Genomic DNA, 25,856 nt, shown 5'->3' on the forward strand with positions numbered 1-25,856 from the left:
GACGCCGCCGGTCGCACCCGGCCACGCCCGTCGACCTTCCCACGAGGTCACGCGGTCACCGCCGTACGCCGGGCGCACGGTGGGCAGTGGCAGGTCTTCGGACTCGGGGGCACGCCCGGCTGTATCAGTTGCCGGACACCTACTGGCCGTCGCTTCCCAGGTCCGGCTGGACCCAGTGCTTCCTGACGGCGGTCGTTCCCCCTCACCGCTGCGGGGCAGTCCCGGACTCACACCGGGTTCCCTCTTACGACGATCTGACTGGCTGCCAGACCGAACCAGCTGCCCAGCCAGCTTACCCGCGCGACCCGAGGCGAGGTCGAGAGCGCACAGAGTGCGAACAGACACGTTCGTGCGGGTTTCCCGGTGGGCGCGTGGGAAGGTAACCTACTGTCGCTTCCCGGGCTGTGCCCGGAAGTGCGTGACGACCTGACGTGTGGGGGAAGCCGGTCGAAGTCCGGCGCTGACCCGCAACCGTAGGCGGAGGGCGACCTCCGTGAGCCGGAATGCCTGCCGACGGGTCTGCGACTCCACACCCGTCGTGGTCTACGGGCGGAGTCCGGGACGGCGACCGCCGTTCCTGATCGGTCACCGCGACCGATGGGGGCCGGTGACCGTGCTGGGCGACGCATCGCGGACCGCCCAGCCGAAGTCAGGTTCGATGCGCACCTCCGCCCGCCGTTGGACGACCGCGGTTTTCGCCGCGACGCTCACCCTCGCCCCGACGATCGCCGCGCACGCCTCGCCCGTCTCGTCCGCCGACGACGCGCGGACCGAGCGCCGTACGACGGCTGCCGCGTCCCCGGAGGCGGGCGCGGCCGCAGCCTGGATGGCCGGTCAGCTGGTCGACGGCGCGATCCCCGGGTTCGCCAACCCGGACTGGGGTCTGACGATCGACACCCAGTGGGCGCTGATCGCGACCGAGGCCGATCCCGCGGTGATCCGTTCGGTCGTGAAGGCCGTCTCCGAGCACGTGCCGGACTACGCCGGCCCGGGCTGGTACCCGGATCCGGACGCCCGGATCGCCGGCGCGACCGCGAAGATCCTGCTGGCCGCGGTCACCGCCGGCCAGGACTACCGCGACTTCGGCGGCCGGAACATGCGGCAGGAGACCCTCGACCTGCTCGCCGGCCCCGACGCGGGCGTCGAGGAGGGCCGGATCCGCGACTTCGGCACCGGCAACGACGACACCAACATCTTCAGCCAGTCCCTCGCCGTGATGGGCCTGGCCCGGTCCGGCGGCGTACCCGAGGCCGCCGTGAACTTCCTCGTCCGGCAGCAGTGCGCCGACGGCTACTTCCGGATGTTCTACAACGACAAGCTCACCTGCGACGAGGGTCAGGGCGCACCCGACGGCGACGGTACGGCGATGGCCGTGCAGGCGCTGATGACCGCGCAGAACTACGGCATCGGCGGAGTCGACGACGAGATCCTCAAGGGCCTGACCTGGCTGACCTCGGTGCAGAAGCCGGACGGCTCGTTCGGCGGCGGGGTCTCGACCGAGGGCTCGAACACGAACAGCACCGGCCTGGTCGCCCAGGCCCTCGTCGGCGGTGGCCGCACGGCGGCCGCGGACAAGGCGAAGGACTGGGTGGCAAGCCTGCAGCTCACCGCCGAGAACGTCGGTGCCGCCGCCGACCACGTCGGCGCGATCGCGTACAACGGCGAGTCGCTCGCGGATGCGGTTGCCAACGGCATCAACCTCGGCATCGACCAGTGGCGCCGGGCCACCCCGCAGGCGGTGTTCGCGCTCGCCCCGGTGCCGTTCGCCGACCTGGCCTGGACCGACCCGGACCCGCCGACCGACCCGACCCCGTCCCCGACGGTGACCGTCACCGCCACGGCGACGGCCACGGCGACGGTGACGACGACCGCCCGGCCGACGTCGACGCCGACGGTCACGAAGACCCTGCCGGGCAAGCCGCCGACGACGGTCCCGGGCCCGACCGTCGTCCACACGAGCACGCTCCGGCCGCCGCCGCTCCCCCGCGCGACCACGACGAGCACCCGCACGGTCGTGGTGATGCCGACGTTGCCCGCGCTGCCACGACCGACGACCACCGTCACGACGACGATGTCACCGACTCCGCAGCAGACCACTTCGGCGCCCACGACCACCGCCGGACCGAGTGGCCGCGACGCCGACGACACGGCGCAGTACCTGCTCTCCAGGCTCACCGGCGGCAACCACGTCGAGGTGGACAAGGACGGCAAGCGCTACGTCGACTACGACGCGACCGTCGACCTCGGACTCGCACTCCGGCAGGCCGGCAAGCTGCCCGGGTCGGTCGGGGCGATCGCCTCGCTGATGGCGCAACCCGACGCGGTCGCCGCCTACGCCCACGGCGTGCCCTACGACGAACCGAACGCCCGGTACGCCGGTCCGCTCGCGAAGCTCACACTGCTTCTCGCGCTGTCCTCCAAGGATGCCGTCGGCAACGACCTCGCCGGTGAACTGGCCGCCCGGGTCCAGGCCGACGGGCGGATCACCGACCAGAGCAAGTCGGGCGACCAGTCCGACCTCACCAGCCAGGCGTACGGAGTACTCGCGCTCGTCGCCGCGAACCGGGCCGATGACGCGAAGCGTGCCGTCGATGCGCTCTTGCGCCAGCAGTGCGGCGACGGGTCGTTCCCGGCGAAGTTCGGGCCGGCCGAACAGCGGTGCCAGACCGGCGACATCGCCGCCACCGCGATCGCCGTACAGGCGCTGAACGCGGTTCGGCCCGGCGCCGAGCCGGCCGCGCCCACAGCCACCCTGCAGAAGGCGGTCAAGGCGCTGACCGATCGGCAGGACGCCGACGGCGTGTGGAAGGCCGGGTGGCAGCAGGACGGTCAGCCGAGCATCCCGGCGACGTCGGCCGCGATGGTCGCGCTGCGCTCGGTCGGCCTGGAGACCGCGGACGCGGCGACCCGGCTGAAATCAGCGATCGCCGCCGACGGTGGTCTGCCGGTCCGTCCCGGCGGGACCAGCGACCCGGACGCGAGCGCCGCCGCGCTGCCCGCGCTCACGGGCACGTCGCTGCTCACGATCGACACCGACGTACTGACCCGCGGAACGACCGCGCCGTTCGCCGAGGGTGCGACCGAGACGACCACGACGCAGGCCGCGACCACCAGTCAGGACCTCGGGCCGTGGTGGCTCTGGGCCGGTCTGGCCGTGGTGCTCGTGGTCGGCGGAGCTGCCCTCGGTTGGCTGGTCACCACCCGCCGGTCGCCGGCCCGGCGATCCGCCCCGACCCGGACCGGGTCCCGATGAGACGACTCACCGCGGTTCTTGCCGGACTGCTGCTGATCGCGGCACCCCTGCACGCCTCGGCGGTCGACCCCTCGCGCGGCACGCCCGGGTTCTGCCCGACCGACGAGGGTGTGACCGTGGTCATCGACTTCCAGGCCCTCGGCGGTACGACGATCGTCCGATGTGCACCCGGACCGGTCGGCCCGGGGTTCACCGGTCACTCCGCGCTCGTCGACGCAGGCATCCAACTCCAGGGCACCCGACGGTGGGGTGAGGCGTTCATCTGCCGGCTCGAGAACCGCCCGGGCCCGAACGAGGTGGTGCCGATCGCCGGCCGGCCGAAGTACAAGGAACCCTGTATCGACACCCCACCGGCCTCCGGCTACTGGTCGTACTGGCATGCGACCAACGGCGGTCAGTGGCAGTACAGCCAGTGGGGCGTGAAGAACCGTGACGCGATCCGCGGCGGCTTCGAGGGGTGGTCGTTCTCGCTGAACGCGACCGCGCAGACGAATCCCAAGCCGCGGATCACCCCGCGCCGCCCCGGCAGCGCACCGCAACCCACCACCGGTCAGCCGACCCAGCGCCCGACCGGCAACGATCCCGGCGAGAAGCAGCAGCCGAACCAGCCGGGCACGAACACCGGACCGAACGGTACGTCGCTCGATCCGAACGACGGCCCCGGCGGCGACTCGACCACCACGATCGGCGGCCAGCAGACCGGGGACCCGGGCAGCAACACCAATGAGCCCGGCCCGACGCAGTCCGGGCAGGTCGCCCCGTCGCCGGGACAGTCGACCGCTCTCCCGCCGGGGCTGCCGCGGGAGGGCGCGCCGCCAGCCGCCGAACCCCGGCCTAGCGAGTCGACCACCGACGTCGAGTGGACCGGCGGTGAACCAGTTGCTGCAGGCAACCAGACCGGTACGGTGTCCCGCGCGGTGCCGGTGTCGACGGTCCTGACCGGGTTCGCCGCGATCCTCCTGATCGGGGCCGCCGTGCTCACCGCGCAGTACCGGCGCAGCAGACGCTCGTGACGGCGTACTGGCTGCCCCGGAACCTGCACCCGGCGGCGTGGTGGCTGTGGGCGCTCGGCCTGGCGACCGCGGCGAGCCGGACGACGAACCCGATGCTGCTCGGGCTGATTCTCGCCGTCGCGGTCTACGTCGTCGTCAACCGCCGCTCCGACGCACCCTGGGCTCTCGCCTTCCGGCTGTACCTGATGCTCGGCGCCTTCATCGTCGTCATGCGGCTGGTGTACCGGATCATCTTCGGTGGTGGCGAGGGCGACACGATCCTCTTCACGCTGCCCGAGATCCCGCTGCCGGACTGGGCCGCCGGCATCCGTCTGTTCGGTCAGGTCACGGTCGAATCCCTCCTCGGCGGGGTGTACGACGGACTCCGGCTCGCGACCATGCTGATCTGCGTCGGCGCGGCCAACGCCCTCGCCAATCCGAAGCGCCTGCTGAAGTCGGTGCCGGCCGCGCTCTACGAGGCGGGCGCCGCCGTGGTCGTGGCCCTGTCGGTCTTTCCCCAGCTCGCCGAGAGCGTCGTCCGGGTCAGCCGGGCGCGGAAGTTGCGGGGCAGCACCGAGAAGGGCATCCGCGCCTTCCGTGCGGTGGCGATCCCGGTGCTCGAGGACGCGCTGGACCGATCGTTGCGGCTGGCGGCCGCGATGGACAGCCGGGGGTACGGACGCTCGGGTGCCTTGACCGGCGGCGCCAGGGCCGTCACCGGTTCGCTGCTGGTCGCCGGACTGCTCGGGATCTGTGTCGGCGTGTACGGCGTACTCGACGGAACGACCCCGCGCTACCTGGCCGGCCCGATGCTGGCGGCCGGTGTGGCGGTCGCCGCGGCCGGGATGATCTCGGCCGGCCGACGGGTGCAGCGGTCGACGTACCGGCCGGACCGCTGGCGGCTCGCCGAGGTGATCGCCGCCGGCTGCGGGCTCGCCGCCGCGGTCGCGCTGTACCGCAGCAGCTCGGTCGATCCGGCCAACCTCAACCCGTCGCTGCGACCGCTGACCTGGCCCGAGGTCGACCTGATCCCGGCGCTCGGCGTCCTGATCGCCGTACTACCCGCCTGGCTGGTCCCGCCGCCGGCGACGGACCTCGAGGAGACCGACCGATGATCCGCTTCGACCAGGTGAGCATCACCTACCCGGGCGCCGAGGAGCCCGTGCTCGACGACCTCACCTTCACCATCGCCGAGGGTGAGCTCTGCCTGCTCACCGGCCGCACCGGGACCGGCAAGTCCACGCTGCTCGGCGCCGTCAACGGGCTGGTGCCTCACTTCACCGGCGGCCACCTCGACGGTGAGGTCACGGTCGACGGCATCGCGACCAGCAGCCGGCCGCCGCGCGAGTTCGCCCACGTCGTCGGTGTCGTCGGCCAGGATCCGCTGGCCGGTTTCGTCACCGACACCGTCGAGGAAGAGCTTGCCTACGGCATGGAACAGCTCGCGGTCCCGCCGGCCACCATGCGCAAACGCGTCGAGGAGACCCTGGACCTGCTCGGCATCGCCGAGCTCCGCCGCCGGCCGCTGCGCGCACTGTCCGGCGGACAGCAGCAACGGGTCGCGATCGGGTCGGTGCTCACCAGCCACCCGCGCGTCCTCGTCCTCGACGAGCCGACGTCCGCCCTCGACCCCACCGCCGCCGAGGACGTCCTGGCCGCGGTCACCCGGCTCGTGCACGACCTCGGCGTCACCGTGTTGATGGCCGAGCACCGGATGGAGCGCGTCGTCCAGTACGCCGACCGGTTGATCTACCTTCCCGGTGACGGCAGTGCGCTGCTCGGCGACCCGGCGGACATCCTGCGGACGTCGTCGATCGCGCCGCCGATCGTGGAGCTCGGGCGGCTCGCGGGCTGGTCACCGCTGCCGCTGTCGGTCCGCGACGCTCGCCGGGTCGCGGGTCCGTTGCGCGACCGCCTTGGGGGCGACCGGCCGACGTACCGGCGGATCTCCGGTGCGGAGACGCTGGTCGCGCGCAAGCTCGTCGTCCGGTACGGCGACGTCGTGGCCGTCCGCGGCGCCGACCTGGCGTTGCATCGGGGCGAGATCACCGCGCTGATGGGACGCAACGGATCCGGGAAGTCCTCGTTGCTGTGGGCGCTGCACGGTGCCGGACCACGACAGGGCGGGACCGTGGAGGTCGACGGGCAGGACCCGAAGCAGCTACGCCGGCGGGAGTCGCGCAAGCTGGTCGGGCTCGTTCCGCAGACTCCGAGCGATCTGCTGTACCTCGAGTCGGTGGCCGACGAGTGCGCGGTGGCCGACCGCGAATCCGCCGCGGAGCCGGGGACCTGCCGGGACCTGCTGGACCGGATCGTCCCCGGGCTGCCGGACGATCGCCATCCGCGCGACCTCTCCGAGGGACAGCGGTTGTCGCTCGCGCTGGCGATCCAGCTGACGGCGGCTCCGGACGTCGTCCTGCTGGACGAGCCGACGCGCGGGCTCGACTACGCGGCCAAGAGCCGGCTGCGCACGGTGATCCAGGAACTGGCCAACGACGGCCGCACGGTGGTCGTCGCGACGCATGACGTCGAGTTCGTCGCGCAGCTCGCCGACCGCGTGGTGGTGATGGCCGAAGGTGAGATCGTTGCCGACGGCACCACTGCGGAGGTGGTCGCCTCGTCCCCCGCGTTCGCTCCCCAGGTCGCGAAGATCCTCGCCCCGGCCGAGTGGCTGACCGTCGAAGCCGTCCGCGACGCGCTGGGCGCGGACGCGACATCCCGCGATGCGGCCGGCGGGACTGCGGACGGCTCGGGTGTGGTTGGGCCGGGGGTGTCGGCGTGAGTCGGGGTCGGTTTGGCGGGGCTGGGCGTGCGCCGGTTGATCCCGGGGCGATCCGGGTTGGGCCGCGGTCCGCGGTGGTGCTGGTGCTCGCCAGTGTCGCGGGGCTGATGATGTTCATCTGGCCGCTGCTGACCAAGGTCGAGCCGTCCCCGGCGCAGCACGGCGCCGACGCGCCGTTCATCTTCATCGTCCTGCTGCCGGTCCTGGTGATGATCGTGATCGCCGAACTGTCCGAAGGCGGCATGGACTCGAAGGCGCTCGCGATCCTCGGCGTACTCTCCGCGGTGAACGCCGCCCTGCGTCCGACGCTGGGCGCGGGGACGGCCGGGATCGAGGCGGTGTTCTTCCTGCTGATCCTGGCCGGACGGGTGTTCGGCCCGGGCTTCGGCTTCCTGCTCGGCTGTACGTCGTTGTTCGCGTCCGCACTGCTGACCGCCGGCGTCGGACCGTGGCTGCCGTTCCAGATGATCTGCTCGGCGTGGATCGGGCTCGGCGCCGGTCTCCTCCCGCGCCGGGTCCGCGGCGCCGCCGAGATCGGCATGCTGGTGGCGTACGGCGTCTTCGTGTCGTACGTGTTCGGATTCCTGATGAATCTGTGGTTCTGGCCCTTCATCACGCACGCCGAGGTGCCGTACTACAACGGCGGGATCTCGTACGTCCCCGGCGATCCGGTGTCGGAGAACCTGCACCGGTTCACGATCTTCACGCTGCTCACGTCGACCGGCGGCTGGGACACCGGCCGTGCCGTCACCAACACGATCGCGATCCTGCTGCTCGGTCCGGCGGTCCTCGCGACGTTGCGGCGTACGTCGCACCGGGCGTCGTTCGGTGAGAAGGGCACCTTCCGGCGTCGTGCACCGGCCCGGACGACCGAGCCGGTGCACGAACCGGCCCGGCCGGTCGAGCCGGTGCGCGAACCGGGCGGGGTTACGGACGGACCGGCGCGACCCGCGGCGGCGGATTCGTAGTCGGACCCGCGTTCTGCGAGAACGACCAGCCCTCGAAGCTGCCGAGCGGTGGCTTCCGCCCGGTCGCACCGAACTGGCTGTACGTCCAGCTGCCCCCGTTCGGCGCGTGCCAGTAGGACCAGTAGGCACTCGCGGGCGGGGTGTTCACACACGGCTCGGTCGCCGGCGTTGGCTGCCCGTTGATCCGGCAGATGAACGCCTTGCCCCACCGGTCGGTGCCGGTGACAACGAAGCCGGCATTCTCCAGCGCGGCCAGGCCGGTCGGCTGGTCACCCGGCGCGCACCGGATCTCGGTCGCGAACCCGAGACCCTGGTAGTCGACCACCACCGTCACGCCGTTCGCGTCGGGACAGTAGCCGGCGGACCCGAGCCGCTGCACTCCGGCCGGCGCAGCACCAGGCGACGGCGAAGACACCGCAACCGCAGGCGCGGAGACAGCCGTCGCGACCACTGCGAGCACGGTCGCCAGCAGACGCACTCTTCTCATGAAACCCCCTTGTTTTATTGGGCGGAGCCCCAACCTACCCTCCCCCACCGACAACCACTATGAGCCTTCTCATCCACCCCACCCCTTGACCAACCCCACCCACAGCACACGCTTGTTCCAGGGGTTCATCGACACTGTGGGGGCAGACATGAGAACAACCCGCCTGGCAGGACGCCGCCGTCAAGCGGATCCGCAAGAGAACCGGTCAGGGCTGGACCTGGCGCGGTTCGTCGTCGAGATCCTCGGGCTGATCGCACTTGTGCTCGCGCTGATCTACTCGGCGCGCGCGACCTCGGCCGCCCGGGACGCGATCGAGGTCAGCAGCTTGCAGATCGACGAGGCTCGGTACGCGTCCGTGCACGAGCACCAGCTCAACCTCTGGGCCATGATGGTGGACAAGCCCGACCTTGCGCCGTACGTCGTCGGAGACAAAGGCATCACCGATGCCGTCACCGACCAGGACAAGCAGCGAGCCACCCGCACCGCCGGGCTCAACGCTGCGCTCGACTTCTACGCCTACGCCTTCTACCAACTCGTTCCGCGTGATGAGAACGACGATCCGATCCCGTCACCACTCGTGGTCTCGCCGGGCAACCGGCCCGAGGATTTGACTCCACAGGAGTGGAGCGCGTGGACGACCTGGGCTGTGACGATTGTCGACGGGTTTCGGTCGTCGCCGGGCCTTTGCCAGCACCTGCTCAGGCACGACAAGGAGTACGAGGCATCCTTCGTCAACGCCGTGACGGAGGTCGTGGGCACCTGCTGAAACTGCTCGATTCATACGTCCCGTGCAGAGTTCACGTTGCTGACGTGCGCCAGTAGCCGCAGAAGTAGATGTGGTCCTTCGGGACAGCGCGGTCGTTGACGAGGTGGCGGCGTACGCCGGTTGCGAGGGCGGACTCGCCGGCTGCCCAGACGTACGGCGTACCGGGCGGGAACTCGAGGTCGCGCAGGACCGCAAGAGCCGAAGCGTTCCGGGGACCGGACCCGCGGTGCACCCAGCGCAGGGTCGTGGCCGGCGGCATCGTGAGTGGGAGCTCGTCCGCCTCGTCGGCAACCTCCAGCAGGACAACGAACGACTGACCAGCGGGCGCCTGCTCGAGGATCGCCGCGACCGCCGGCAGCGCCGACTCGTCCCCGATCAGCAACTGCCACGCAGTGTCCGCGGGCGGCCGGTACTCGGCACCATCACTGAGGACGCCGATCTTGTCGCCGGGCCGCGCGTGCTCGGCCCAGGACGAACCCGGTCCGGCATGACCGTCATCGGCGCCATGCAGGACGAAGTCGATGTCCAACTCGGCCGCGACCGGATCCAGCCGGCGAACCGTGTAGTTGCGCAGGATCGGACGGATCGCTTCCGGCATCGCGGTCAGCTCGGGCCACCACTCGGTGGTGACCGGCAGGGTGAGCTCACCGGTGGCGTTCGGCAGGAAGGTCCGGACGAGCTGGTCGGGGCCGTCGTACGCGAACGTCCGCAGCTCGTCACCGGCCAGCGTGACGCGGACCATCCGAGGCGTCAGGCTGCGCACGCTCGTCACCGTCACCAGCGTCGGAATCTGTTTCGGCATCACGGCTCCTCGGTCGGCTCCTGACTTAGGTTAGCCTAACCTGCACCGTCCGAAACTCGCGAAACGAGACCTGACATGAGCACAGCGACCCTTCCTCCCCCGGTGCGCCGGCGCAGCGTGCTGGCGGTGTCCGCCGGCATGGCCGCGACCTTCCTGAGCGGCTGCGGCGACGACGCGCCCGCATCACCGGCCGCCCCGACGGAACGCACGGTCGAGACCGACAAGGGCCCGGTCGTCGTCCCCGCGGCCGCACAACGCGTCGCCTGCGCGGACTTCTACGGCGCGTTCGCGGTGGTCGACCTCGGGCTCGTCCCGACCGCCGTCTCGGGGTCGGGGTACGACGGCACCGGCGAACGGTACGCGCCGAAACTCGCGGGCGTGCCGTCGGTCGGCGACTTCACCGAGCCCAACCCGGAGAAGGTTGCCGCCGGCAAACCCGACCTGATCCTGCGGACGATCGACACCGGCGACGCGTTGTACCGGCAGCTCAGCGCGATCGCGCCCACGGTGGTGATCAGCTTCCAGAAGCTCAAGCTGCCCGAGGTCGCCGTCCGGTGCGGTGACGTCCTCGGCCGCAAAGAGCAGGCCGACGCACTGCTCGACGAGTACCGGCGGCGTTGCGACGAACTCAAGTCCCGGCACGCGTCGGTCCTGGCCAAGAACACCTTCACCTTCGTGCAGTCCGCGTCGGACTCGACGTTCTGGACGCTCGGCCCGAAGTGGACCGACACCCAGGTGCTGCTCGACTGCGGCGTCCGGCTCGCGATGCCGTCCGCAGGGCAGACGCAGCCGACTCAGGAGTACTCGAACGAACGGCTCGACGTCCTCTCCCAGAGCTCGGTCCTTCTCATCCCGTCCGGACCCGACGGCGTCACCTCGGCGCCGGAGAACAAGCCCCTCACCGACAGCCCGGTGTGGCGACTGCAGCCCGCCGTACGCGCCCGCAAGGTCTGGCCGGTGATCTCCGGAGCCTCCTCCCTCGGCAACGCCCTGGAACTCGTCACCCGCCTCGACACCGTCCTCACCGAACTCGCCACCCGCTGACCGCGGCCGGGTGGGCTGAGGTCTTGCGGGTGGGGAGGGGTGGGCTTACCTTCGTGCCAATCGATTTGCACCCGCACCTCTTCCGCCGAGGAGAGCCGCATGAGGATTTCCATCAGCCGACGGTCGTTGCTGCTCGGGGCGGCAGGCGCCGCGGTCGGCGTACCAACGGTTTCGACGGTGGCTTCGACCGGGGTTCCGGCTGCGGCCTCGGGACGTGTGCCGCTGTGGCGGGTGGCCGCGCGGAACGGGATCGTCTTCGGGTCCTCGATCGCGACCTGGCAGCTCGACGAGACCTACCCGGCGCTGTTCGCGCGCGAAGCGGGACTGCTGTTCACCGAGGACGATCTGCTCTGGTACCAACTCAAACCCACTCCGGACGCACCGCTGAACTTCGGCCCCGGTGACGAGATCGTGGCGTTCGCCGAGGCGAACCAGCAGCTCACCATCGGCGCGCACCTCGCCTGGGACGAGGGCTTCGGGGACGGCTGGTCGGAGGACGACCTGTGGGGCCTCAGCCGAGCGGAGGCGCGTCGCCTCCTGTACGGCGTGATCCGCGCGGAGGTCGCGCACTACCGGGGCCGGATGAACGGCTGGATCGTGGCTAACGAGGTCACCGATCCGGATGAGGCCGACCGGCACGGCTTCCGCACCAACGTGCCCTGGTACAGCACGATCGGCCCGGCGTACATCGCCGACTCCTTCCACCTGGCGAAGGAAGGTGATCCGAAGGCGCTCCGGATCGTCAACGAGTTCGGCTTCGAGACGGTGAACGAGTGGGGCGATCCTCCTGAGCCGCGACGACGGGCCTTCCTCAAGGCGATCGACCGGCTGCTGGACCAGGGCGCCCCGGTCCAGGCCGCGGGAATCCAGGGCCACCTGCTCGCCGACGGGTTCGCCGCCAAGTTCGACGAACGGGGCTACCGGGCGTTCCTGCGCGAGCTGGCCGACCGCGGCCTGGCGATCCTGATCACCGAGCTCGATGTCCTGGACGACGGGCTACCCGCGGCGATCGGTCCGCGCGACCGCGCCGTGGCCGACGTGTACCGCCGCTACCTCGACGTCACCCTGGACGAGAAGGCGGTCAAGGCGGTCGTCGCGTTCGGGCTCACCGACCGCTACACGTGGCTGGAGGAGGACCAACCGCGGGAGGACGGCGCGCCCCGCCGACCACTCGCGTTCGACAGCGAGCTACGGCCGAAACCGGCGTACGACGCCATCGGCACCGCGCTCCGGAATGCGCCGGAGCGCCGGCAACTCTGGCGGCTGCGGAAGTAGCCCCGCACGCCCCGTCAGCCCTTCACGCCGGTGAGGGCGATGCCTTGGACGAACTGCCGCTGGAAGACGATGAAGACGAGGATCATCGGCAGCGTGGCGATCACCGAGCCCGCGAACAGCAGGGTCCAGGAGGTCCGGTTCTGGACGACGAACAGCGCCAGGCCGACCGGGGCGGTCAGCTTGTCCGGACTCGACATGATGATCAGCGGCCAGAAGAAGTCCTCCCAGGCGCCCTGGAAGGTGAAGATCGCGTTGGCCGCCAGGGCCGGCACGCACAGCGGGAGCACGATCGTCCAGAAGATCCGGAACTCACCGGCACCGTCCACCCGCGCGGCCTCGAGCAACTGGTCGGGGATCGACAGCATGTACTGGCGCAGCAGGAAGATGCCGAACGCGGACACGACGCCCGGCATGATCAGGCCCCAGTACGAGTTCAGCCAGCCGTGTCCGCCCGAGCCCGTCCAGTCGTTGCCGCCGAAGAACGGGATGTGCTGGATGATCAGGTAGTTCGGGATCAGCGTGACCTGGGCCGGCACCATCATCGTGGCCAAGAACAGCACGAAGATCGCGTTCCGGCCGGGGAACCGGCGCTTGGCGAAGCAGTACGCGCACAGGGCGTTGAAGAACGTCTGCAGCACGGTGATCGAGATCGCCACGAACGCGCTGTTGGTGAACCAGCGCCAGTCACCGTGACCCTGGCCCTGCTGGGCGTTGGTCAGCTCGCCGACGTTGAGGAAGCCCTTGTAGCCCTCGAGCGTCGGGGCGTCCGGGATCCAGTGCGGTGTCGAGGCGAAGATCTCCCCCATCGGCTGGAACGACGCGCTGATCAGCCAGGCGAACGGCGCCACGAACAGGACCGCCACCGGCCCGAGCACCAGGTAGGCCAGCAGCTTCTGCCGGACGCCGAACTCCTTGGTGCTCTTCGGCTTCGTCGTGACCGCGGCGCTCACGCGTCGGCTCCCCGGCGCGCCAGCCGCAACTGCAGGCCGGTGAACACCAGCAGCATCGCGAACAGCGCGAACGCCAACGTGCTCGCGTAGCCCATGTCGTAGTACTTGAAGGCCCAGAGGTACATGTAGTAGACCATCGTCGTCGTCTTGTTGACCGGTCCGCCGTTGGTCATCACGAAGATCTGGGTGAAGACCTGCAGGGAGCTGATGATGCCGATCACCAGCAGGAACAGGGTGGTCGGGCGCAGCATCGGAATGGTGATGTGCCGCAGCCGCCGCAGCACCCCGGCACCGTCCATCTTGGCCGACTCGTACAGCTCCTCCGGGATCGACTGCAGTCCGGCAAGGTAGACCACCATCGAGAAGCCCACTCCCGCCCACACGCTCATCAGGACGACGGCCGGCATGGCGAGGTTCTTGTCGGACAGCCACAGCAGCGGCTGGTCGATGATGTGCCCCTGGAGCAGGTAGTAGTTGAACAGCCCGTGGTCACCGTTGTAGAGCCACTTCCAGAGGATCGCCGAGACCACGGACGGCGTCACCACCGGCAGGTAGAACGCCGTCCGGAAGAGGCCGCGGAACCGCAGCGGCAGGTTCAGCAGCAGGGCGAGCAGCAGGCCGATCGCCATCGACAGCGGCACCGACGCCCCAGTGAAGTACGCCGTGTTCAGCACGGACTCGGCGAACCGCTCGTCCTGCACCATGTCCCGGTAGTTGGTCAGCCCGACGAACGGCTTGTCCGGCTCGATGATGCTCCACCGATGGAACGTCAGGTACAGCGCGAAGACCAGCGCCGCGAGCGTGAACACCGAGAAGATCAGCATCCCCGGCAGCAGGAAGACGTACGCCGAGCGCTCCTTCCACACCCGGGCCGGCAGGCTGCGGCGATTGGCCGGTACGCCGTCCGGCCCGGGATCGTGCCCGCCGTTCGTCGCAGCCTTCCCGGTGCCTGTGCGCGCCGCCCGCTGCGCCGTCGCCATCGTCGTCTCCGCCTCTCTGCGCGTCACGGCCGTCCGGTGTCAGCGGGCCAGGATCGGGCGACCTTGCTGCGCCGCGTTGTCCAGCGCCTGCTCGGCGGTCTGTTCGCCGTAGATCGCCTTGCCGAGCTGTTCGTTCAGGATCGTCTCGATCCGCGGGAACTTCGGGTTCGAGACGCTGCCCACCCCGCAGGCCATCAGATCGGCGAACGGCTTGAGCACCGGCTTCTCCTTCGCCAGGTCCGGGCTCTCCAGCATCGACTTGGTCGGCGGCAGCAGCGTGCCCTCGGTCTTGTACGTCCAGTCCGCGAGGTTCTTCGGCTCGGACAGGAACTCCATCCACAGCCACGCCGCGTCGGACACCTTGGTCTGGCTGAACATGACCAGCGAGTCGCCCGCGATCGTGGTCTTGCAGCCGGCCTCACCCTCCGGCAGCGGCGCCGCGGCCCACTTGCCGTTGATCTTCGGGTACTCGTCCGCGAGCGTGCCGGCAAACCAGGCACCGGCGACGTACATCGCGACGTCGCCCTGGGCGAACGCGACCCGGCCGTCGTAGGAGTTGGAGTTCAGGTAGTCCGGCGGTGAGTACTTGGCCAGGTTGACGTAGAACTCGGCCGCCTTCTTGCCCTCGGGGCTGTCGAAGGCGATGTCCTTGCCGTCCTCGCTGAGCGTCGTACCGCCCGCCTGGTAGAGCCACGGGTACCAGTAGAACGCCGACTCGGAGGCGAACATCTCGAAGCCGTACTTCCCCTTGGCCTTGTCGGTCAGCTTCTCGGCGTACTGCTGGAACTCGTCCCAGGTCTTCGGCGGCCCGGACAGCCCCACCTCGGCGAACCGGTCGGTGCGGTAGAACAGGCCGGTGGTCTCGCCGTCGAACGGCAGCCCCCACATCTTGCCGTCCCAGGTGACGAAGGTCTTGAAGCCCTCGACATAGTCGTCCGGCTCGACCACCTCGCTGCGCTCCATGTAGTTGCCGAGGTCAACCAGAGCGCCGCGGGCGGCGTAGTCGGTGGTGTCGATCGCGTTGACGTAGGCGACGTCCGGCGCGTTGTTGCCGGCGATCCGGGTGCTGAGCACCTGGGCCGCCTGCTCGGCCGGCGCGTTCTCGAACTTGATCGTGATGTTCGGGTGCTTCTTCGTGAACTCGGCGGCCATCTTCTTCATCTGCGGCTCGTTGCCGACCCACGAGAAGAACGTCACCGTCTGCGGCGTGGCCGGATCCTTCACCGGACCCTGTCCGGTGCCGACGTCGGATTCGGGCGTCTGCTCGTCACCTCCGCACGACGCCATCACCAGCGCCAGGCCCAGCACCAGGGCAGCGCCCACCGGGGCACGCCAGGACCTGTGGAACCTCATCACACGGCTCCCCTCTACTCGATCGGCGGACGGGCGTCACGCCCATGCAAATCGATTGGCTTATTGGCGGGTAGCCTCTCCGAGCACCCCGTCCTTTGTCAATGGCTGCCGGGCCGCCGGGGCCGAACTCGTCCGTCGCCGGAGGGCTCGCCCGGTCCGGCAGAGGTCAAATCGATTTGGCCTCCATTACACTACGCTCATGTCGAGCGAGACCGCCGAGGAGCGAGCGACCGCGTCCCGGGTCACGATCGCGCAGGTCGCCGACCGTGCCGGGGTCAGCCCCACCACGGTGTCCCACGTGCTGTCGGGCAAGCGCGTCGTCGGTGCGGCCACCCGCGGGATCGTGATGGACGCGATCCGCGAGCTCGGCTACCGGCCGAACGCGGTCGCCCGCCACCTGCGCACCCGGCAGTCGCACATGATCGCCGTGATGGTGCCGGACATCACCAACCCCTTCTACGCCGTGCTCACCCGGGGCCTGGCCGACGCGGTCGACGCGGCCGGGTACGGCACCTACGTCTGCAACACCGACGGGGTGCACGAGCGGGAGGCGAAGTTCTTCCAGGACGTGATGGACCGGGGCGTGGACGGCATCGTGTTCGCCTCCGGCGAGACCGCGTCGCGGGTCACGTTCGGCCCGGCCGACCACCAGACGCCCATCGTCTGCATCGGCGAGCACCTGGACCACCCGCTCTGCGACGCGGTGATCCCGGACGACGGCGCGGGAGCCCGCGCCGTCGGCGAATTCCTGACCGCGCGCGGGTACTCGCGGATCGCGATGGTCCAGGGTCCGCTCAGGTACGGCGGCAACCGGACGACCGGCTTCCGGGCGGCCCTGCAGGCAGCCGGCCAGAAGGTCCCCGCCGAGCGCCTGGTCCGCGGCGACTGGACCCGGCGCAGCGGGTACGACGCGATGGTGACGCTGATGTCCCGCCGCCACCGCCCGGACGCCGTCTTCTGCGCCAACGACCTGATGGCCATCGGCGCGCTCGACCACGCCCACGAGCTCGGCCTCGACGTCCCCGGCGACGTCGCGATCGTCGGCTTCGACGACGTCGACGCGGCCACCATCGTCACGCCCCAGCTGACGACCGTGCACAACCCGTCGTACGAGGCGGGCAGCAGTGCGGGCGACCTGTTGATGAGCCGGATGGCCGGCCGCTACCGAGGCAACGGGCGGACCGTCACCCTCCCCTGCCCACTCGTCCCCCGCGGCTCCGCCTAACCCGGGAAGGTGATGACCGCCTTCGCGAACCCAGGCGGTTTGTCCCGCAGCGTGCCGAAGGCGTCGTCGATCCGCTCGAGCGGGATGCGATGGGTGACCAGACCTTTCGTCGACAGCTGTCCGGACGCGAGCAGGCGTACGCCGACCTCCATCCCGCGCAGGATGATCGCGAGCTCCCGGAAATGGGCGTTCACCACGGTGAAGGCCATCCAGTTCCAATAGGCCAGCGGGATCGTCCGCTCCGCGCCCTGGTGGAACCCGACGATCGCGATCGTGCCACTCATCCGGGTGGTCTCGCCGGTCGCCGTCAGCGCCTGCTGGCTGCCGGTGCACTCGAACGTGACGTCCGCGCCCTTGCCGTCGGTGAGCGAACGCACGACGTCCGGCAAGGACTCCTGCCCGACGTCCACGACCCGGGTCGCGCCGAAGTCGGTGGCCCGGCCGAGCGCGTCCGGCCTGGCGTCGGCCACGATCAGCTGCCGCACGCCGCGCAGCGCCACCAGCTTCTGCACGAGATTCCCCATGAACCCCGCACCGATCACCACGACGTCGTCACCGAGCCGCACGTTCGCCGCCTCGACGGCGTTGACCGCGCACGCGATCGGCTCCGCGAGCACCTCGTCGAGCGGCACCTCACCTGTCCGGAAGCAGTACGCCGCGCGGACGGCGACGTACTCGGCGAAACCTCGCTCGGTCACCCACGTGCCCACCCGGTCGCCGACGTCCAGCCCGTCGACGTCCACACCGGTCTCGACCACGACGCCACTCACTTCGTGGCCGAGATACCGGACCTCTCCGTCGGGCAGGCCTGCGATCCACGGCTCGAGATCGGAGGCGCACACGCCGGAGGCGACGACCTTGACCAGGACCTCGTCCGGTCCGATCACCGGGACGTCGGTCTCCTCGATCACGAACCCTTCGTGGGCTCGCAGCGCGGCGATTCTCACCTGATCAGCCTCTCAGAGGTCGCCGTCGTGGAAGACCACGATCGAGTAGATGCCCAGCTTCTCCAAACCGACGACGTGGAAGGCGCCTTCGCGCCTCAGCTCGAGACGGCTCCGGACGCCGTCGCTCGTCACCAGCGTGGCTCGCTCCTTGTCCTTGGGCAGCCGGACCCGCAGCGGTACGTCGGCGACCGCGCGGACCTGGTCGATGGCCGGGTCGTAGTCGTAGTTGACCAGGTGAACGGCGTACGACCCGTCGTCGAGCTGCTGGATGTTGGCCGCCACCGGCACCGTCGTCTCCAGCTGCCGTCCCTGGGGAAGCAGCTCGTCGAGGACCTGCGGGTCTGCCGTCCGGAGGTTCTCGTGGCGAGGCAGGTTGGCCGCGGTTCGATCGGTGACGACGACCTGACCGCCACCCGCGAGATAGCCCTCGACGGCCGCGGCCTGGGTGTCGGTGAGCGTGTGGACGTCGGGCAGCACCACGGTCGAGTAGCGGGCCAGGGCTTCCGCCGACGCGCGATCCGGCGCGGTCACACCGTCCGCCCAGATCACCACGTCGTACGGCGTGGCGCCGTACGACAGCGTCTTCGTCGCCACGCGGTAGGGGACGACGACCGACTCGTCCCGCGCGTTGGTCGTGTTGTCCGAGGCATCGGCCTGCCGGATCAGCTCGCGGGTGCTTTCGACGCTGAACACGACCGCGACCTCGTTCGCCGTACGCCGGGCGAACAGCTGCTCGTGGTCGGCGAGGAAGTCCTGGATCTCGGTCGCGAGCCGGTGCGGTGCGGAGAACGAGTCCTCGACCACGCTGCCCATCCAGGATCCGTAGGGCACGGACATGTTCGCCCCGAGCGCGGCGGCCTCGAACAGCGAGAGCCGGAACAGGTCGTACCCCTTGCCCTCGGCAAGTAGCCCGGCGAGCTCGGGGACCACGCCACCGTACGGGTTCTCCACCACGACCACGTCCTTGTCGCCGGCGAAGGCGGCCACGTACCGGTACCACTCGGGCTGGCGGTACGTCGTGTTCCGCATCTCGGTGACGACCAGGTCGACGTCGTCGACGAGGTGGAGGTACATCGGCTCCAGGTTGAAGAAGTTGCCGCTGACGATGATCTCGCGACCGACCGAGCGCGCGTACGTCCGGGCGTAGTCGGCGAGCTCACCGAAGTACCGCTTGATCGAGCGGCACTGGAAGGCGTAGTACTCGCCGAACAAGGGCGCCGACTCACGGTCGGTCTTGAAGTCGTGGCCTTGGGCAAGGAGCCAGTCGCCGTAGTGGAACGTCGACAGCTCGACGCCGTCGGGGCCGCCCCCGGTCTCCTGCAGATAGGCGCGGAAGCCCTTCATGCAGTCCTTGCAGAAGCAGGCGCCGTACTGGAAGGCTCCCATCGGCAGCTCGGCCTCGTCGAGCTGTACGCCGTCGACGCCGGCGTCGATCTGGATCCGGATGACCGCCTTCAGGTACTCGCGCCAGACCGGGTTGTTGCGATCCATGTAGTAGCACTGGTGCTCCCGGTCGGGACACTCCACCCAGTGCGCGTGGCACGGCTGCTGGTGGATGTCCCGGGCCACGCACTCCTCGATCAGGTCGGTGACCGGAGCACCGTCGCTGTTGACCAGGCCGTCCGGGAAGTAGTGCTCCACCGGCTTCCACAGCTTCGGGTAGCGGTTGGCGGAGAACTCGCGCAGGCCCATCCACTCCCGCTTGCCGGCGCCGCGGAGCTCGTTGAGCGCGAGGACGGCGTCCTCGTCCTCGGACAGCTCGACCGGGAACTCCCAGCCCTGGGCCTCGAAGACGATTCCGAGCACCTTGATCCCCCGCTCGTGGCAGGCGGCGATGAACTCGCTGTCGTTGACGAACCCGTAGAACCGTGACCGGGCGTCGACCGGCCCGAACGCCTCCTGCTCCAGATAGGGCAACGACAGCGACCCGCCACCCATCGACGCCCAGACCAGGACGGTGGCGCGGTAGTCGACCAGGTCGTCGATCATCCGCAGCCGGCGTGGCGGAAGACTCGGGTGGTAGCAGTGCTGCCGGGGGAACCAGGCATCGAAGTACACGCCGCGGTGCATCGGCAATCCTCTCGGGGTCGGCGGGGTTCAGCGCCCGGCGGCGGTGGTGTTCGCGTACTCGTTGCCGGCCAGGTCGCGCCCGCGGGCCAGCCAGATCTTCCAGCCCTCGTTCTGAGGCACGTCCTGCATCCGCACCGAGGACGGGAAGTAGCGCATCGTGTAGCCGGTCCGCCGGACCGGGCTGGTGTTGGGCTCCGCGCCGTGCACGATCCGTCCGTCGTGCATCGAGAAGTGACCGCGCGGCAGCTCGAAGTACGCCGCCTTCGACTCGTCCACCTCGGCGATCTCGGCGTGAAACGTCTGCGTGGTCTGGTCGGTCGGCACGTAGTTCGACGAGAACCCGCCGTTCAGGTGACTGCCCGGGATGACCCGCATGCAGCCGTTCTCGCGGGTGCTCGGGTTCTCCAGCGCGAGCCAGATCGTGACGATGTGGTCGTAGCTGTCGAACCGGCCCTCCCAGAACGCACTGTCCTCGTGCCACGGCGTCGCCCGGCCGGTGAACGGGTCCTTGGAGATGAAGTGGCTGGACCACAGCGCGATGTCCGGGCCGATCAGCGGCTCGACCCAGTCGAGGACCGTGTCGGAGAGCAGGAAGTCCAGCAGCCGGTCGTCCCGGTAGTGCGGCGTGTCGAGCTCGTCGGAGAGCTTGTCGCCCTTCTGCTCCAGGTGCTCGTTGAAGATCGCCTCGAGCTCGCGCAGCCGCTCCTCGCCGAACATCGGCCGGCCCGGCAGGAGGTAGCCGTTGGCCCGGAAGAACTCGACCTCGTTCTCGGTCAGCACTGGTGTCACCTTTCGTCGGAGGTGCTAGGCGTCCTGCAGCGCGCGAATGATGTCCACGAACAGTTCCAGGTCCTGGACGTAGTCCTCGGGGGTCGTCTTGGGCGCGGCGCCGCTGGTGACGACCTCGTGGAAGTACTCGAGCTCGTGGGTGTACGGGTCCTTGAGGTGCGGCCGGATCACCGAACGCTCGTAGGCGTCCCCCTCGGTCCGCTCCCACTCGAGCACGGTCGGGAAGTGGCGGACGTACGGCGTGTCGTACTGGATCCTCATCGACGCGGAGGCGCCGTACACCTCGATATGCGCGTCGAATCGCAACTGCTCGTCCACACCGGTCTCATAGGTCACTACGAAGTCGCCGTAGTCGAGCAGCGCGACGACGTACCCACCCTTGCGCCACGCACGGGCGGCCGCGACCTTCTGCGGCCGGCCGAGCAGCTCGCGCATCGCCGACAGGTCGTGACTGCCCAGTCCGCAGAGCAGCCCGTAGGTCCACCCGAGCTCCTCCGGCACGTCCCCGAGCGCCTCCCGGACCAGTGCCGCGCGCCGGGCCCACTTCTCGTCGATCGCCTCCTGCGGTACGTCGTCCGGCCGGTCGACGTACGCCGTCTGGTCGACGATCAGCCGGTTCTCGCCGATCACGTCGTGGACCCGGGCGTAGCGGATCGGGCCGAGCTCGGGCAGCCGGCGGACCGCCTCGGTGAACGCCGGGGCGAAGCGGCGCATGTAGGCCACCATCACCGTCTTCCCCGACCGGTCGCGGGCCGCGATGATCCGCTCGGCCTCCCGCGGGCTCAGGCACATCGGCTTCTCCACCAGAACGTCGAGGCCGGCGTCGAGGGCGGCCACCGCGCACTCGGCGTGGTACTCGTCGCTGTTGAGGACGAGCACGCAGTCCAGCCCGCCGGCCGCGATCAGCTCGGCGGCGCTGGTGTAGCGGCGATCCACGCGGTACCGGTCGCCGACACGCTTGAGCAGGCCGGGAGAGATGTCACAGACGGCCGCCAGCTCGTACCGGTCCGGCAGCGACTCGATGACGGGGAGATGGATGACCTGGGCGACCTCGCCCAGTCCGATCACTCCTACGCGCAGCTTGCTCAATGGTCGTGCCTCTCGCTGTGGGCGGCGCTCCGTCGGACAACGGCGCAAATCGTTTTGTGCGAGGCTAAAGCCTGCCCGGAGGCGCGGTCAATGCATGCTGCCGCTAACGACCGGCGTTACGGCAGGGCGGCGAGACGTTGCAGGAACAGTTCTCGGAACGCCGGGGCGTCCACGGCGGTCGCGATCTTGCAGTTCGGGGCGGGCGGGTCCTCCCACATCAGCAGGTCGGCGATCGCGACCCCCCTCGTCACCCGGCCGGCGGTCTCGACGGCGACGTACGCGTCCCGCCACGTCACGAGTTCGGGGTGCGTGACCACCGCGACGGCGAGCGGATCGTGCAGCGCACAGCTTCCGTGCTCCAGCTCCTCGCGCGGCTTGGTGCGCTCCTGGAACGAGATCCACGCCTCGGTGTGCTCGGCGGCGAACATCCCGAACTCACCGCCCTGGGCCAGTTCGCGGGCGTCCGCCCGGCTCAGCCGCACCTTGCGGGTCACGTCGAGACCCACCAGTCGCAGCGGCGCGCCACTATTGAGTACGACGTCCGCCGCGTACGGGTCGCACCAGAAGTTGTACTCCCCCGGCATCCGGCCGACGTTGGTCTGCTCGAGGTACACCCCACCCATGACGACGATCTCCCGGACCGCCGCCGCGAGCCGGGGCTCCAGCAGCAGGGCCATCGCCACGTTGGTCAGCGGGCCGATCGCGACCAGCGTGATCTCACCGGGCGCCGCCATGACGCGGCGGGCGATCTCAACAGCGGCGTACGGCTCGGCCGTGTCCCTGTCCGTGGCTGTGGCCGTGGCGGTGTCCGTGGACGTGTTCACGTCCGTGGCCGACGGCCGGCTCGCGGACCGCAGCGCGGGATCCAGCGGCGCCGCGGCACCCCGGACGACACCGATGTCCGGGCGGCCGAGGACGGCCAGCAGCTCCTTCGTGAGCCGCGTGGACGTCTCGACGTCGCTGTTGCCGCCGACGGTCGTGATCAGCTCGACGTCGATCGCAGGCTCGGCGATCGCCAGCGCGAGCGCGAACCCGTCGTCGACATCCGACCCCGCGGCCCCCATGGCCAGATCGGTGTCGAGCACCACCCGAAAGCTCTCCATGCTCCTCCTCGGCCAACCGCACGCATGCCGGCCAATCGTTTTGCCGCCCCGGCTGTCTAAGAGTGGACCACGGTGGCGGTCAGTTGCCAGGTTTTGGTGGTGTGGGCGGGGAGGGTTTGGTGGACGCCTTCGTTGACTGAGAGGGGGTAGCCGGTGCACGGCTCGAGTACGAGTACGTCGTAGCCGCGCCAGCCGCCGCCGTACGAGGCGAAGAGCCAGCAGGAGGGCAGGTCCGCGCGGTCCCAGGTCAGCTGAAGGCCCGTCCGCGCGGACGGATGCCGTACGCCGCACTGGCCGCGCTCCAGCGTGGTTGCCAACAGGAACTCCGAGACCCCGCGCTCGGTCGTGTCCGGCAACGTCCGCAGGTCATGGCGTACGCCGTCCGCCGACAGCCACGGCCACGTGAAGCGACCGTCGGCCGGACGTGCTCGGGGGTTCCCGAACTCGTGGACCAGCACATCTCCCGCGGCCATGTCGACGACCGTGTCCGGGTGGAGCTCGACGGCGACGTGCGACTTCCAGAGGAACGGCTGATCGATCCGTCCCGGGTTGGTGATCCGGTAGTCGACGACGAGCTCAGGACCTGTGCCGAGACGAAGTCGCTTGGTCACCTCGGTCCCGGTCACCGCGCCACGGACCGTCAGCTCCAACCACACTTCGTCGGCCGCGCTCCCGGTACTCGCGGACCACGGGACCGCCCACAGCTCGCCGTGGTCCGGCACCGCTTCGCCGGCCAACTCTTCCGGCACGTCATTCGGGTACAGCTCGTCCCAGCCGCCGAGGAACTGATCGTCGTAGCTCGACCCGAACGCGGCCGGCCGGACGGGCACCCGGTCGTTGCGCCAGAGCAACTCGCGGTCGACCCGCTTGTCGACGATGCTCATGATCTTGCCGCCGAGCCCGGGCAGGACGACGACACGGATCGCCCGGTTCTCCAGGATCACCGCGGACTGTCCCGCCAGCGACCACTCGGTGGACAACCGCGGCCTAGTCGACACGCAACTTCTCCATCACGTCGACGTCGATCTCGACTCCCAGCCCCGGCTGGTCGAGCGGCACACTGACCGAGCCGTCGGCGAAGGCGATCTCCCGCCGGACCAGGTCGCGGGCGATCGGCGATGTGGACACGGTGTGCTCGATCAGGCCGCCGTTCGGGATCGTCGACGCGAAGTGCGTCGACGCCGCCACGAGTACGCCGCTCTTGAACGCGTGCGGCACCAGCCGGCGATGCCGGGTCTGCGCGAGCCAGGCAAGCCGCCGCCCGGCGGTCAGACCCCCGCACCGAGCCAGGTCGGGCTGGATCAGGTCGAGCTCCCCGTCGTCGATCAGCGTCTCGAACGCGGCGTAGCTGCTCTCCTGCTCTCCCCCGGCAATCGTCAGTGACGTCCGGCGGGACAGCTCCCGATAGCCCGAGATGTTGTCCGGGGCAACAGGTTCCTCGAGCCAGGCGATGCCGTAGTCCTCGTACATCGACGCCATCCTGAGCGCGGTCTTGGTGTCCCAGACCTGCCCGGCGTCGATCATCACGTCGACGTCGTCGCCGACGGCCGCGCGGATCTCCTTGACCAGTTGCTCGTTGAAGCCAAGATCCTGCCCGATCGGCCCCCAGCCGAACTTCATCGCCCGATACCCCTGCTCGGCGTGCTCGGCCGCGGCCCGGGCGGCCAGCGCCGGCGTGTCCGGCATGACCAGACTCGCGTACGCCGTCAACCGGTCGCTCCGCGGTCCACCGAGCAACCGGGCGACCGGCTGCCCCAGCACCTTGCCGGCCAGGTCCCAGAGCGCGATGTCGACCCCGCTGATCGCGTGCATGGTCGCGCCGCCGGAGAAGTAGCGACTGCCCTCGACCATTGCCTGCCAGGCGACCTCGATGTCCAGCGGGTTGCGCCCCAGCAGGATCGAGCGCAGGCCGCGGGCGATCAGATGGGACGGCTCGGCCTCGACCACCGCCTTCGCGACCAACGGCGCCGAGTCGACCTCGCCGACCCCCACGGTCCCGTCGCTGGCCGTGACGAAGATCAGCAGGGTGTCCTGCGTCCCGTCACAGCGGGCGGCGTCCACGCTGGACAACCGCAGGTGGACCGCCTCGACGTCGGTGATCGTCAAGTTCGTGGACATTCAGCCTCCGATGGGTGGCTCGGCCGGCCGCAGCACCGCGCTGCCCAGCTCCTCGGTGACGATCTCGCGGATCCGCGGCAGCCGGCCGACGAGATCCTGCGGCGTCGTCCGGCTCACCACGGCACTGATGCTGATCGCGCCCGTCGGGCGGCTGGGTGAGTCCAGGAACAGGGGCAGGGCGATGCAGACGATGCCGAGGTCGTTCTCCTCCAGGTCGAGCATGTAGCCGTTGCGCCGTCCTTCGGCGAGGGCCTCGTGCAGCGCCTCCGGAGTACGCAACGTGTGCGGCGTCCGGCCCTCGAGCGGTCCGTACTCCGCGACGTACTTGTCCACGTCCGCGCGATCGGCGAGCTCGTGCATCAGCAGCGCCTTGCCGAGGCCGGTGCGGTACGCCGGGTTGGAGCCGCCGATCACCGAACTCATCTGGAACGTCGACCGGCTGGGCGAGACCTTGGCCTGGTAGATGATGTTGCCCTCGACAAGGACTCCGTAGTGGGTGGTCTCCCCGGTCTCGTCGGCGAGGCGCCGCAGGACCGGGCCGACCGTCAGGCTGGGGGCGCGCGCCTCGTGGTAGCCGAACACCAGGCGAAGCAGGTCGAAGCCGAGGTGGTACTCGCCCTCGGCGTCCTGGCGGGCGAAGCCCGACTGCACCAGCGATCCGAGGGCCCGGTGGACGCTCGACTTCGGCGCGTCCAGGGCCGCGGCGACCTCGCCCAGCCGCGAGCCGCCGGGGTGCTCGGCCAGGTGACGCAGCACCGCCAGCACCCGCGCCGACCCGGTGAGCGCACTCGCGCCGTCGGTCCGATCCGCAGTGTCCGCCATCGACCTCCCGCCTTCGTCCGGGGCCGATTCCATCGTTGCAC

General features: G+C 69.9%; 22 protein-coding genes and 1 riboswitch. Of the genes, 9 read left to right on the forward strand and 13 right to left on the reverse strand.

Going from position 1 to position 25,856, the window contains the following annotated elements:
* Positions 1-71 precede the first annotated feature (71 nt).
* Positions 72-296: riboswitch (cobalamin riboswitch) on the reverse strand.
* A gap of 197 nt (positions 297-493) precedes the next feature.
* The 5 genes from ACQPYZ_RS20070 (at position 494) to ACQPYZ_RS20090 (ending at position 7,995) form a co-directional block, all read left to right on the forward strand.
* The gene (locus ACQPYZ_RS20070) at positions 494-3,253 is read left to right on the forward strand and encodes a prenyltransferase/squalene oxidase repeat-containing protein (RefSeq protein WP_433158034.1); all 2,760 of its coding nucleotides are present in this window, start codon (positions 494-496) and stop codon (positions 3,251-3,253) included.
* Entirely contained in the window at positions 3,250-4,266 is a 1,017-nt protein-coding gene (locus ACQPYZ_RS20075; RefSeq protein ID WP_433158037.1) for a hypothetical protein, read from the forward strand. Before ACQPYZ_RS20070 ends, ACQPYZ_RS20075 begins: the two co-directional genes overlap by 4 nt.
* The gene (locus tag ACQPYZ_RS20080) at positions 4,263-5,360 is read left to right on the forward strand and encodes an energy-coupling factor transporter transmembrane component T (RefSeq protein ID WP_433158039.1); all 1,098 of its coding nucleotides are present in this window, start codon (positions 4,263-4,265) and stop codon (positions 5,358-5,360) included. The genes ACQPYZ_RS20075 and ACQPYZ_RS20080 overlap by 4 nt, the downstream gene beginning before the upstream one ends.
* Positions 5,357-7,027 (forward strand): ABC transporter ATP-binding protein, encoded by a 1,671-nt coding sequence (locus ACQPYZ_RS20085; protein ID WP_433158042.1) that lies wholly within the window; start codon positions 5,357-5,359, stop codon positions 7,025-7,027. The genes ACQPYZ_RS20080 and ACQPYZ_RS20085 overlap by 4 nt, the downstream gene beginning before the upstream one ends.
* An 83-nt stretch (positions 7,028-7,110) precedes the next feature.
* Positions 7,111-7,995, forward strand: coding sequence for an ECF transporter S component (locus ACQPYZ_RS20090; RefSeq protein WP_433158045.1), 885 nt, complete (start codon positions 7,111-7,113; stop codon positions 7,993-7,995).
* Here the strand turns inward: ACQPYZ_RS20090 and ACQPYZ_RS20095 are convergent.
* Positions 7,955-8,482, reverse strand: a complete 528-nt coding sequence (locus tag ACQPYZ_RS20095; protein WP_433158048.1) for a hypothetical protein — start codon at positions 8,480-8,482, stop codon at positions 7,955-7,957. The genes ACQPYZ_RS20090 and ACQPYZ_RS20095 overlap by 41 nt on opposite strands.
* A 148-nt stretch (positions 8,483-8,630) precedes the next feature.
* Here ACQPYZ_RS20095 and ACQPYZ_RS20100 point away from each other — a divergent pair, with 148 nt between their 5' ends.
* Complete coding sequence (locus ACQPYZ_RS20100; RefSeq protein ID WP_433158051.1) at positions 8,631-9,248, forward strand: hypothetical protein; 618 nt, start codon at positions 8,631-8,633, stop codon at positions 9,246-9,248.
* Positions 9,249-9,279: 31 nt separating this feature from the next.
* Here ACQPYZ_RS20100 and ACQPYZ_RS20105 read toward each other — a convergent pair whose 3' ends face one another.
* Positions 9,280-10,050 (reverse strand): siderophore-interacting protein, encoded by a 771-nt coding sequence (locus tag ACQPYZ_RS20105; protein WP_433158054.1) that lies wholly within the window; start codon positions 10,048-10,050, stop codon positions 9,280-9,282.
* Positions 10,051-10,125: 75 nt separating this feature from the next.
* Between ACQPYZ_RS20105 and ACQPYZ_RS20110 the strand changes: the two genes are divergently transcribed.
* Together ACQPYZ_RS20110 and ACQPYZ_RS20115 are read left to right on the forward strand one after the other, a co-directional pair.
* Positions 10,126-11,094 carry an ABC transporter substrate-binding protein gene (locus ACQPYZ_RS20110; RefSeq protein ID WP_433158056.1) on the forward strand — a complete coding sequence of 323 codons (969 nt, stop codon included), beginning with the start codon at positions 10,126-10,128 and terminating at the stop codon, positions 11,092-11,094.
* 99 nt (positions 11,095-11,193) lie between these two features.
* A complete protein-coding gene (locus ACQPYZ_RS20115; protein WP_433158059.1) occupies positions 11,194-12,369 on the forward strand; it encodes an endo-1,4-beta-xylanase in 1,176 nt (391 codons plus the stop codon).
* A gap of 14 nt (positions 12,370-12,383) precedes the next feature.
* On the opposite strand, the gene ACQPYZ_RS20120 is transcribed toward ACQPYZ_RS20115, so the two are convergent.
* Genes ACQPYZ_RS20120 through ACQPYZ_RS20130 form a run of 3 tightly spaced genes read right to left on the reverse strand, consistent with a single transcriptional unit; the run spans position 12,384 to position 15,652 of the window.
* On the reverse strand, positions 12,384-13,319 hold the full coding sequence (locus ACQPYZ_RS20120) for a carbohydrate ABC transporter permease (RefSeq protein WP_433158062.1): 936 nt from the start codon (positions 13,317-13,319) through the stop codon (positions 12,384-12,386).
* Positions 13,316-14,326, reverse strand: coding sequence for a carbohydrate ABC transporter permease (locus ACQPYZ_RS20125; RefSeq protein ID WP_433158065.1), 1,011 nt, complete (start codon positions 14,324-14,326; stop codon positions 13,316-13,318). The genes ACQPYZ_RS20120 and ACQPYZ_RS20125 overlap by 4 nt, the downstream gene beginning before the upstream one ends.
* Before the next feature lie 12 nt (positions 14,327-14,338).
* Entirely contained in the window at positions 14,339-15,652 is a 1,314-nt protein-coding gene (locus ACQPYZ_RS20130; protein WP_433158068.1) for an ABC transporter substrate-binding protein, read from the reverse strand.
* Positions 15,653-15,851: 199 nt separating this feature from the next.
* On the opposite strand from ACQPYZ_RS20130, the gene ACQPYZ_RS20135 reads away from it, so the two are divergent.
* Positions 15,852-16,877: a LacI family DNA-binding transcriptional regulator gene (locus ACQPYZ_RS20135; protein WP_433158071.1), complete on the forward strand. Its 1,026-nt coding sequence runs from the start codon at positions 15,852-15,854 to the stop codon at positions 16,875-16,877.
* Here ACQPYZ_RS20135 and ACQPYZ_RS20140 read toward each other — a convergent pair.
* The 8 genes from ACQPYZ_RS20140 to ACQPYZ_RS20175 all read right to left on the reverse strand — a co-directional run bounded on the left by ACQPYZ_RS20140 (position 16,874) and on the right by ACQPYZ_RS20175 (position 25,815).
* Positions 16,874-17,824, reverse strand: a complete 951-nt coding sequence (locus ACQPYZ_RS20140) for a zinc-binding dehydrogenase (RefSeq protein WP_433158074.1) — start codon at positions 17,822-17,824, stop codon at positions 16,874-16,876. The two genes, ACQPYZ_RS20135 and ACQPYZ_RS20140, sit on opposite strands and share 4 nt — an antisense overlap.
* A 12-nt stretch (positions 17,825-17,836) precedes the next feature.
* Positions 17,837-19,894 carry a hypothetical protein gene (locus ACQPYZ_RS20145; RefSeq protein ID WP_433158077.1) on the reverse strand — a complete coding sequence of 686 codons (2,058 nt, stop codon included), beginning with the start codon at positions 19,892-19,894 and terminating at the stop codon, positions 17,837-17,839.
* Positions 19,895-19,921: 27 nt separating this feature from the next.
* The gene (locus ACQPYZ_RS20150; RefSeq protein WP_433158080.1) at positions 19,922-20,674 is read right to left on the reverse strand and encodes a phytanoyl-CoA dioxygenase family protein; all 753 of its coding nucleotides are present in this window, start codon (positions 20,672-20,674) and stop codon (positions 19,922-19,924) included.
* 24 nt (positions 20,675-20,698) lie between these two features.
* Positions 20,699-21,772 (reverse strand): Gfo/Idh/MocA family oxidoreductase, encoded by a 1,074-nt coding sequence (locus ACQPYZ_RS20155; protein ID WP_433158083.1) that lies wholly within the window; start codon positions 21,770-21,772, stop codon positions 20,699-20,701.
* A 116-nt stretch (positions 21,773-21,888) separates the two neighbouring features.
* On the reverse strand, positions 21,889-22,875 hold the full coding sequence (locus ACQPYZ_RS20160; RefSeq protein ID WP_433158086.1) for a nucleoside hydrolase: 987 nt from the start codon (positions 22,873-22,875) through the stop codon (positions 21,889-21,891).
* Positions 22,876-22,931: 56 nt separating this feature from the next.
* Entirely contained in the window at positions 22,932-23,873 is a 942-nt protein-coding gene (locus tag ACQPYZ_RS20165) for a DUF5107 domain-containing protein (protein WP_433158089.1), read from the reverse strand.
* Positions 23,863-24,993 carry a mandelate racemase/muconate lactonizing enzyme family protein gene (locus ACQPYZ_RS20170; RefSeq protein ID WP_433158091.1) on the reverse strand — a complete coding sequence of 377 codons (1,131 nt, stop codon included), beginning with the start codon at positions 24,991-24,993 and terminating at the stop codon, positions 23,863-23,865. Before ACQPYZ_RS20170 ends, ACQPYZ_RS20165 begins: the two co-directional genes overlap by 11 nt.
* Positions 24,994-25,815 carry an IclR family transcriptional regulator gene (locus ACQPYZ_RS20175; RefSeq protein ID WP_433158094.1) on the reverse strand — a complete coding sequence of 274 codons (822 nt, stop codon included), beginning with the start codon at positions 25,813-25,815 and terminating at the stop codon, positions 24,994-24,996.
* Positions 25,816-25,856: the final 41 nt, after the last annotated feature.

Source organism: Kribbella sp. CA-247076 (assembly GCF_050942445.1).
Taxonomy (GTDB): Bacteria; Actinomycetota; Actinomycetes; order Propionibacteriales; family Kribbellaceae; genus Kribbella.

What these genes read in the sequence shown, in the direction of transcription:
- ACQPYZ_RS20075 (WP_433158037.1), top strand. Translation starts at nt 3,250, where the DNA reads ATGAGACGACTCACCGCGGTTCTTGCCGGACTGCTGCTGATCGCGGCA.
- ACQPYZ_RS20085 (WP_433158042.1), top strand. Translation starts at nt 5,357, where the DNA reads ATGATCCGCTTCGACCAGGTGAGCATCACCTACCCGGGCGCCGAGGAG.
- ACQPYZ_RS20095 (WP_433158048.1), bottom strand. Translation starts at nt 8,482, where the DNA reads ATGAGAAGAGTGCGTCTGCTGGCGACCGTGCTCGCAGTGGTCGCGACG.
- ACQPYZ_RS20100 (WP_433158051.1), top strand. Translation starts at nt 8,631, where the DNA reads ATGAGAACAACCCGCCTGGCAGGACGCCGCCGTCAAGCGGATCCGCAA.
- ACQPYZ_RS20105 (WP_433158054.1), bottom strand. Translation starts at nt 10,050, where the DNA reads ATGCCGAAACAGATTCCGACGCTGGTGACGGTGACGAGCGTGCGCAGC.
- ACQPYZ_RS20110 (WP_433158056.1), top strand. Translation starts at nt 10,126, where the DNA reads ATGAGCACAGCGACCCTTCCTCCCCCGGTGCGCCGGCGCAGCGTGCTG.
- ACQPYZ_RS20115 (WP_433158059.1), top strand. Translation starts at nt 11,194, where the DNA reads ATGAGGATTTCCATCAGCCGACGGTCGTTGCTGCTCGGGGCGGCAGGC.
- ACQPYZ_RS20130 (WP_433158068.1), bottom strand. Translation starts at nt 15,652, where the DNA reads ATGAGGTTCCACAGGTCCTGGCGTGCCCCGGTGGGCGCTGCCCTGGTG.
- ACQPYZ_RS20135 (WP_433158071.1), top strand. Translation starts at nt 15,852, where the DNA reads ATGTCGAGCGAGACCGCCGAGGAGCGAGCGACCGCGTCCCGGGTCACG.
- ACQPYZ_RS20145 (WP_433158077.1), bottom strand. Translation starts at nt 19,894, where the DNA reads ATGCACCGCGGCGTGTACTTCGATGCCTGGTTCCCCCGGCAGCACTGC.
- ACQPYZ_RS20160 (WP_433158086.1), bottom strand. Translation starts at nt 22,875, where the DNA reads ATGGAGAGCTTTCGGGTGGTGCTCGACACCGATCTGGCCATGGGGGCC.
- ACQPYZ_RS20170 (WP_433158091.1), bottom strand. Translation starts at nt 24,993, where the DNA reads ATGTCCACGAACTTGACGATCACCGACGTCGAGGCGGTCCACCTGCGG.
- ACQPYZ_RS20175 (WP_433158094.1), bottom strand. Translation starts at nt 25,815, where the DNA reads ATGGCGGACACTGCGGATCGGACCGACGGCGCGAGTGCGCTCACCGGG.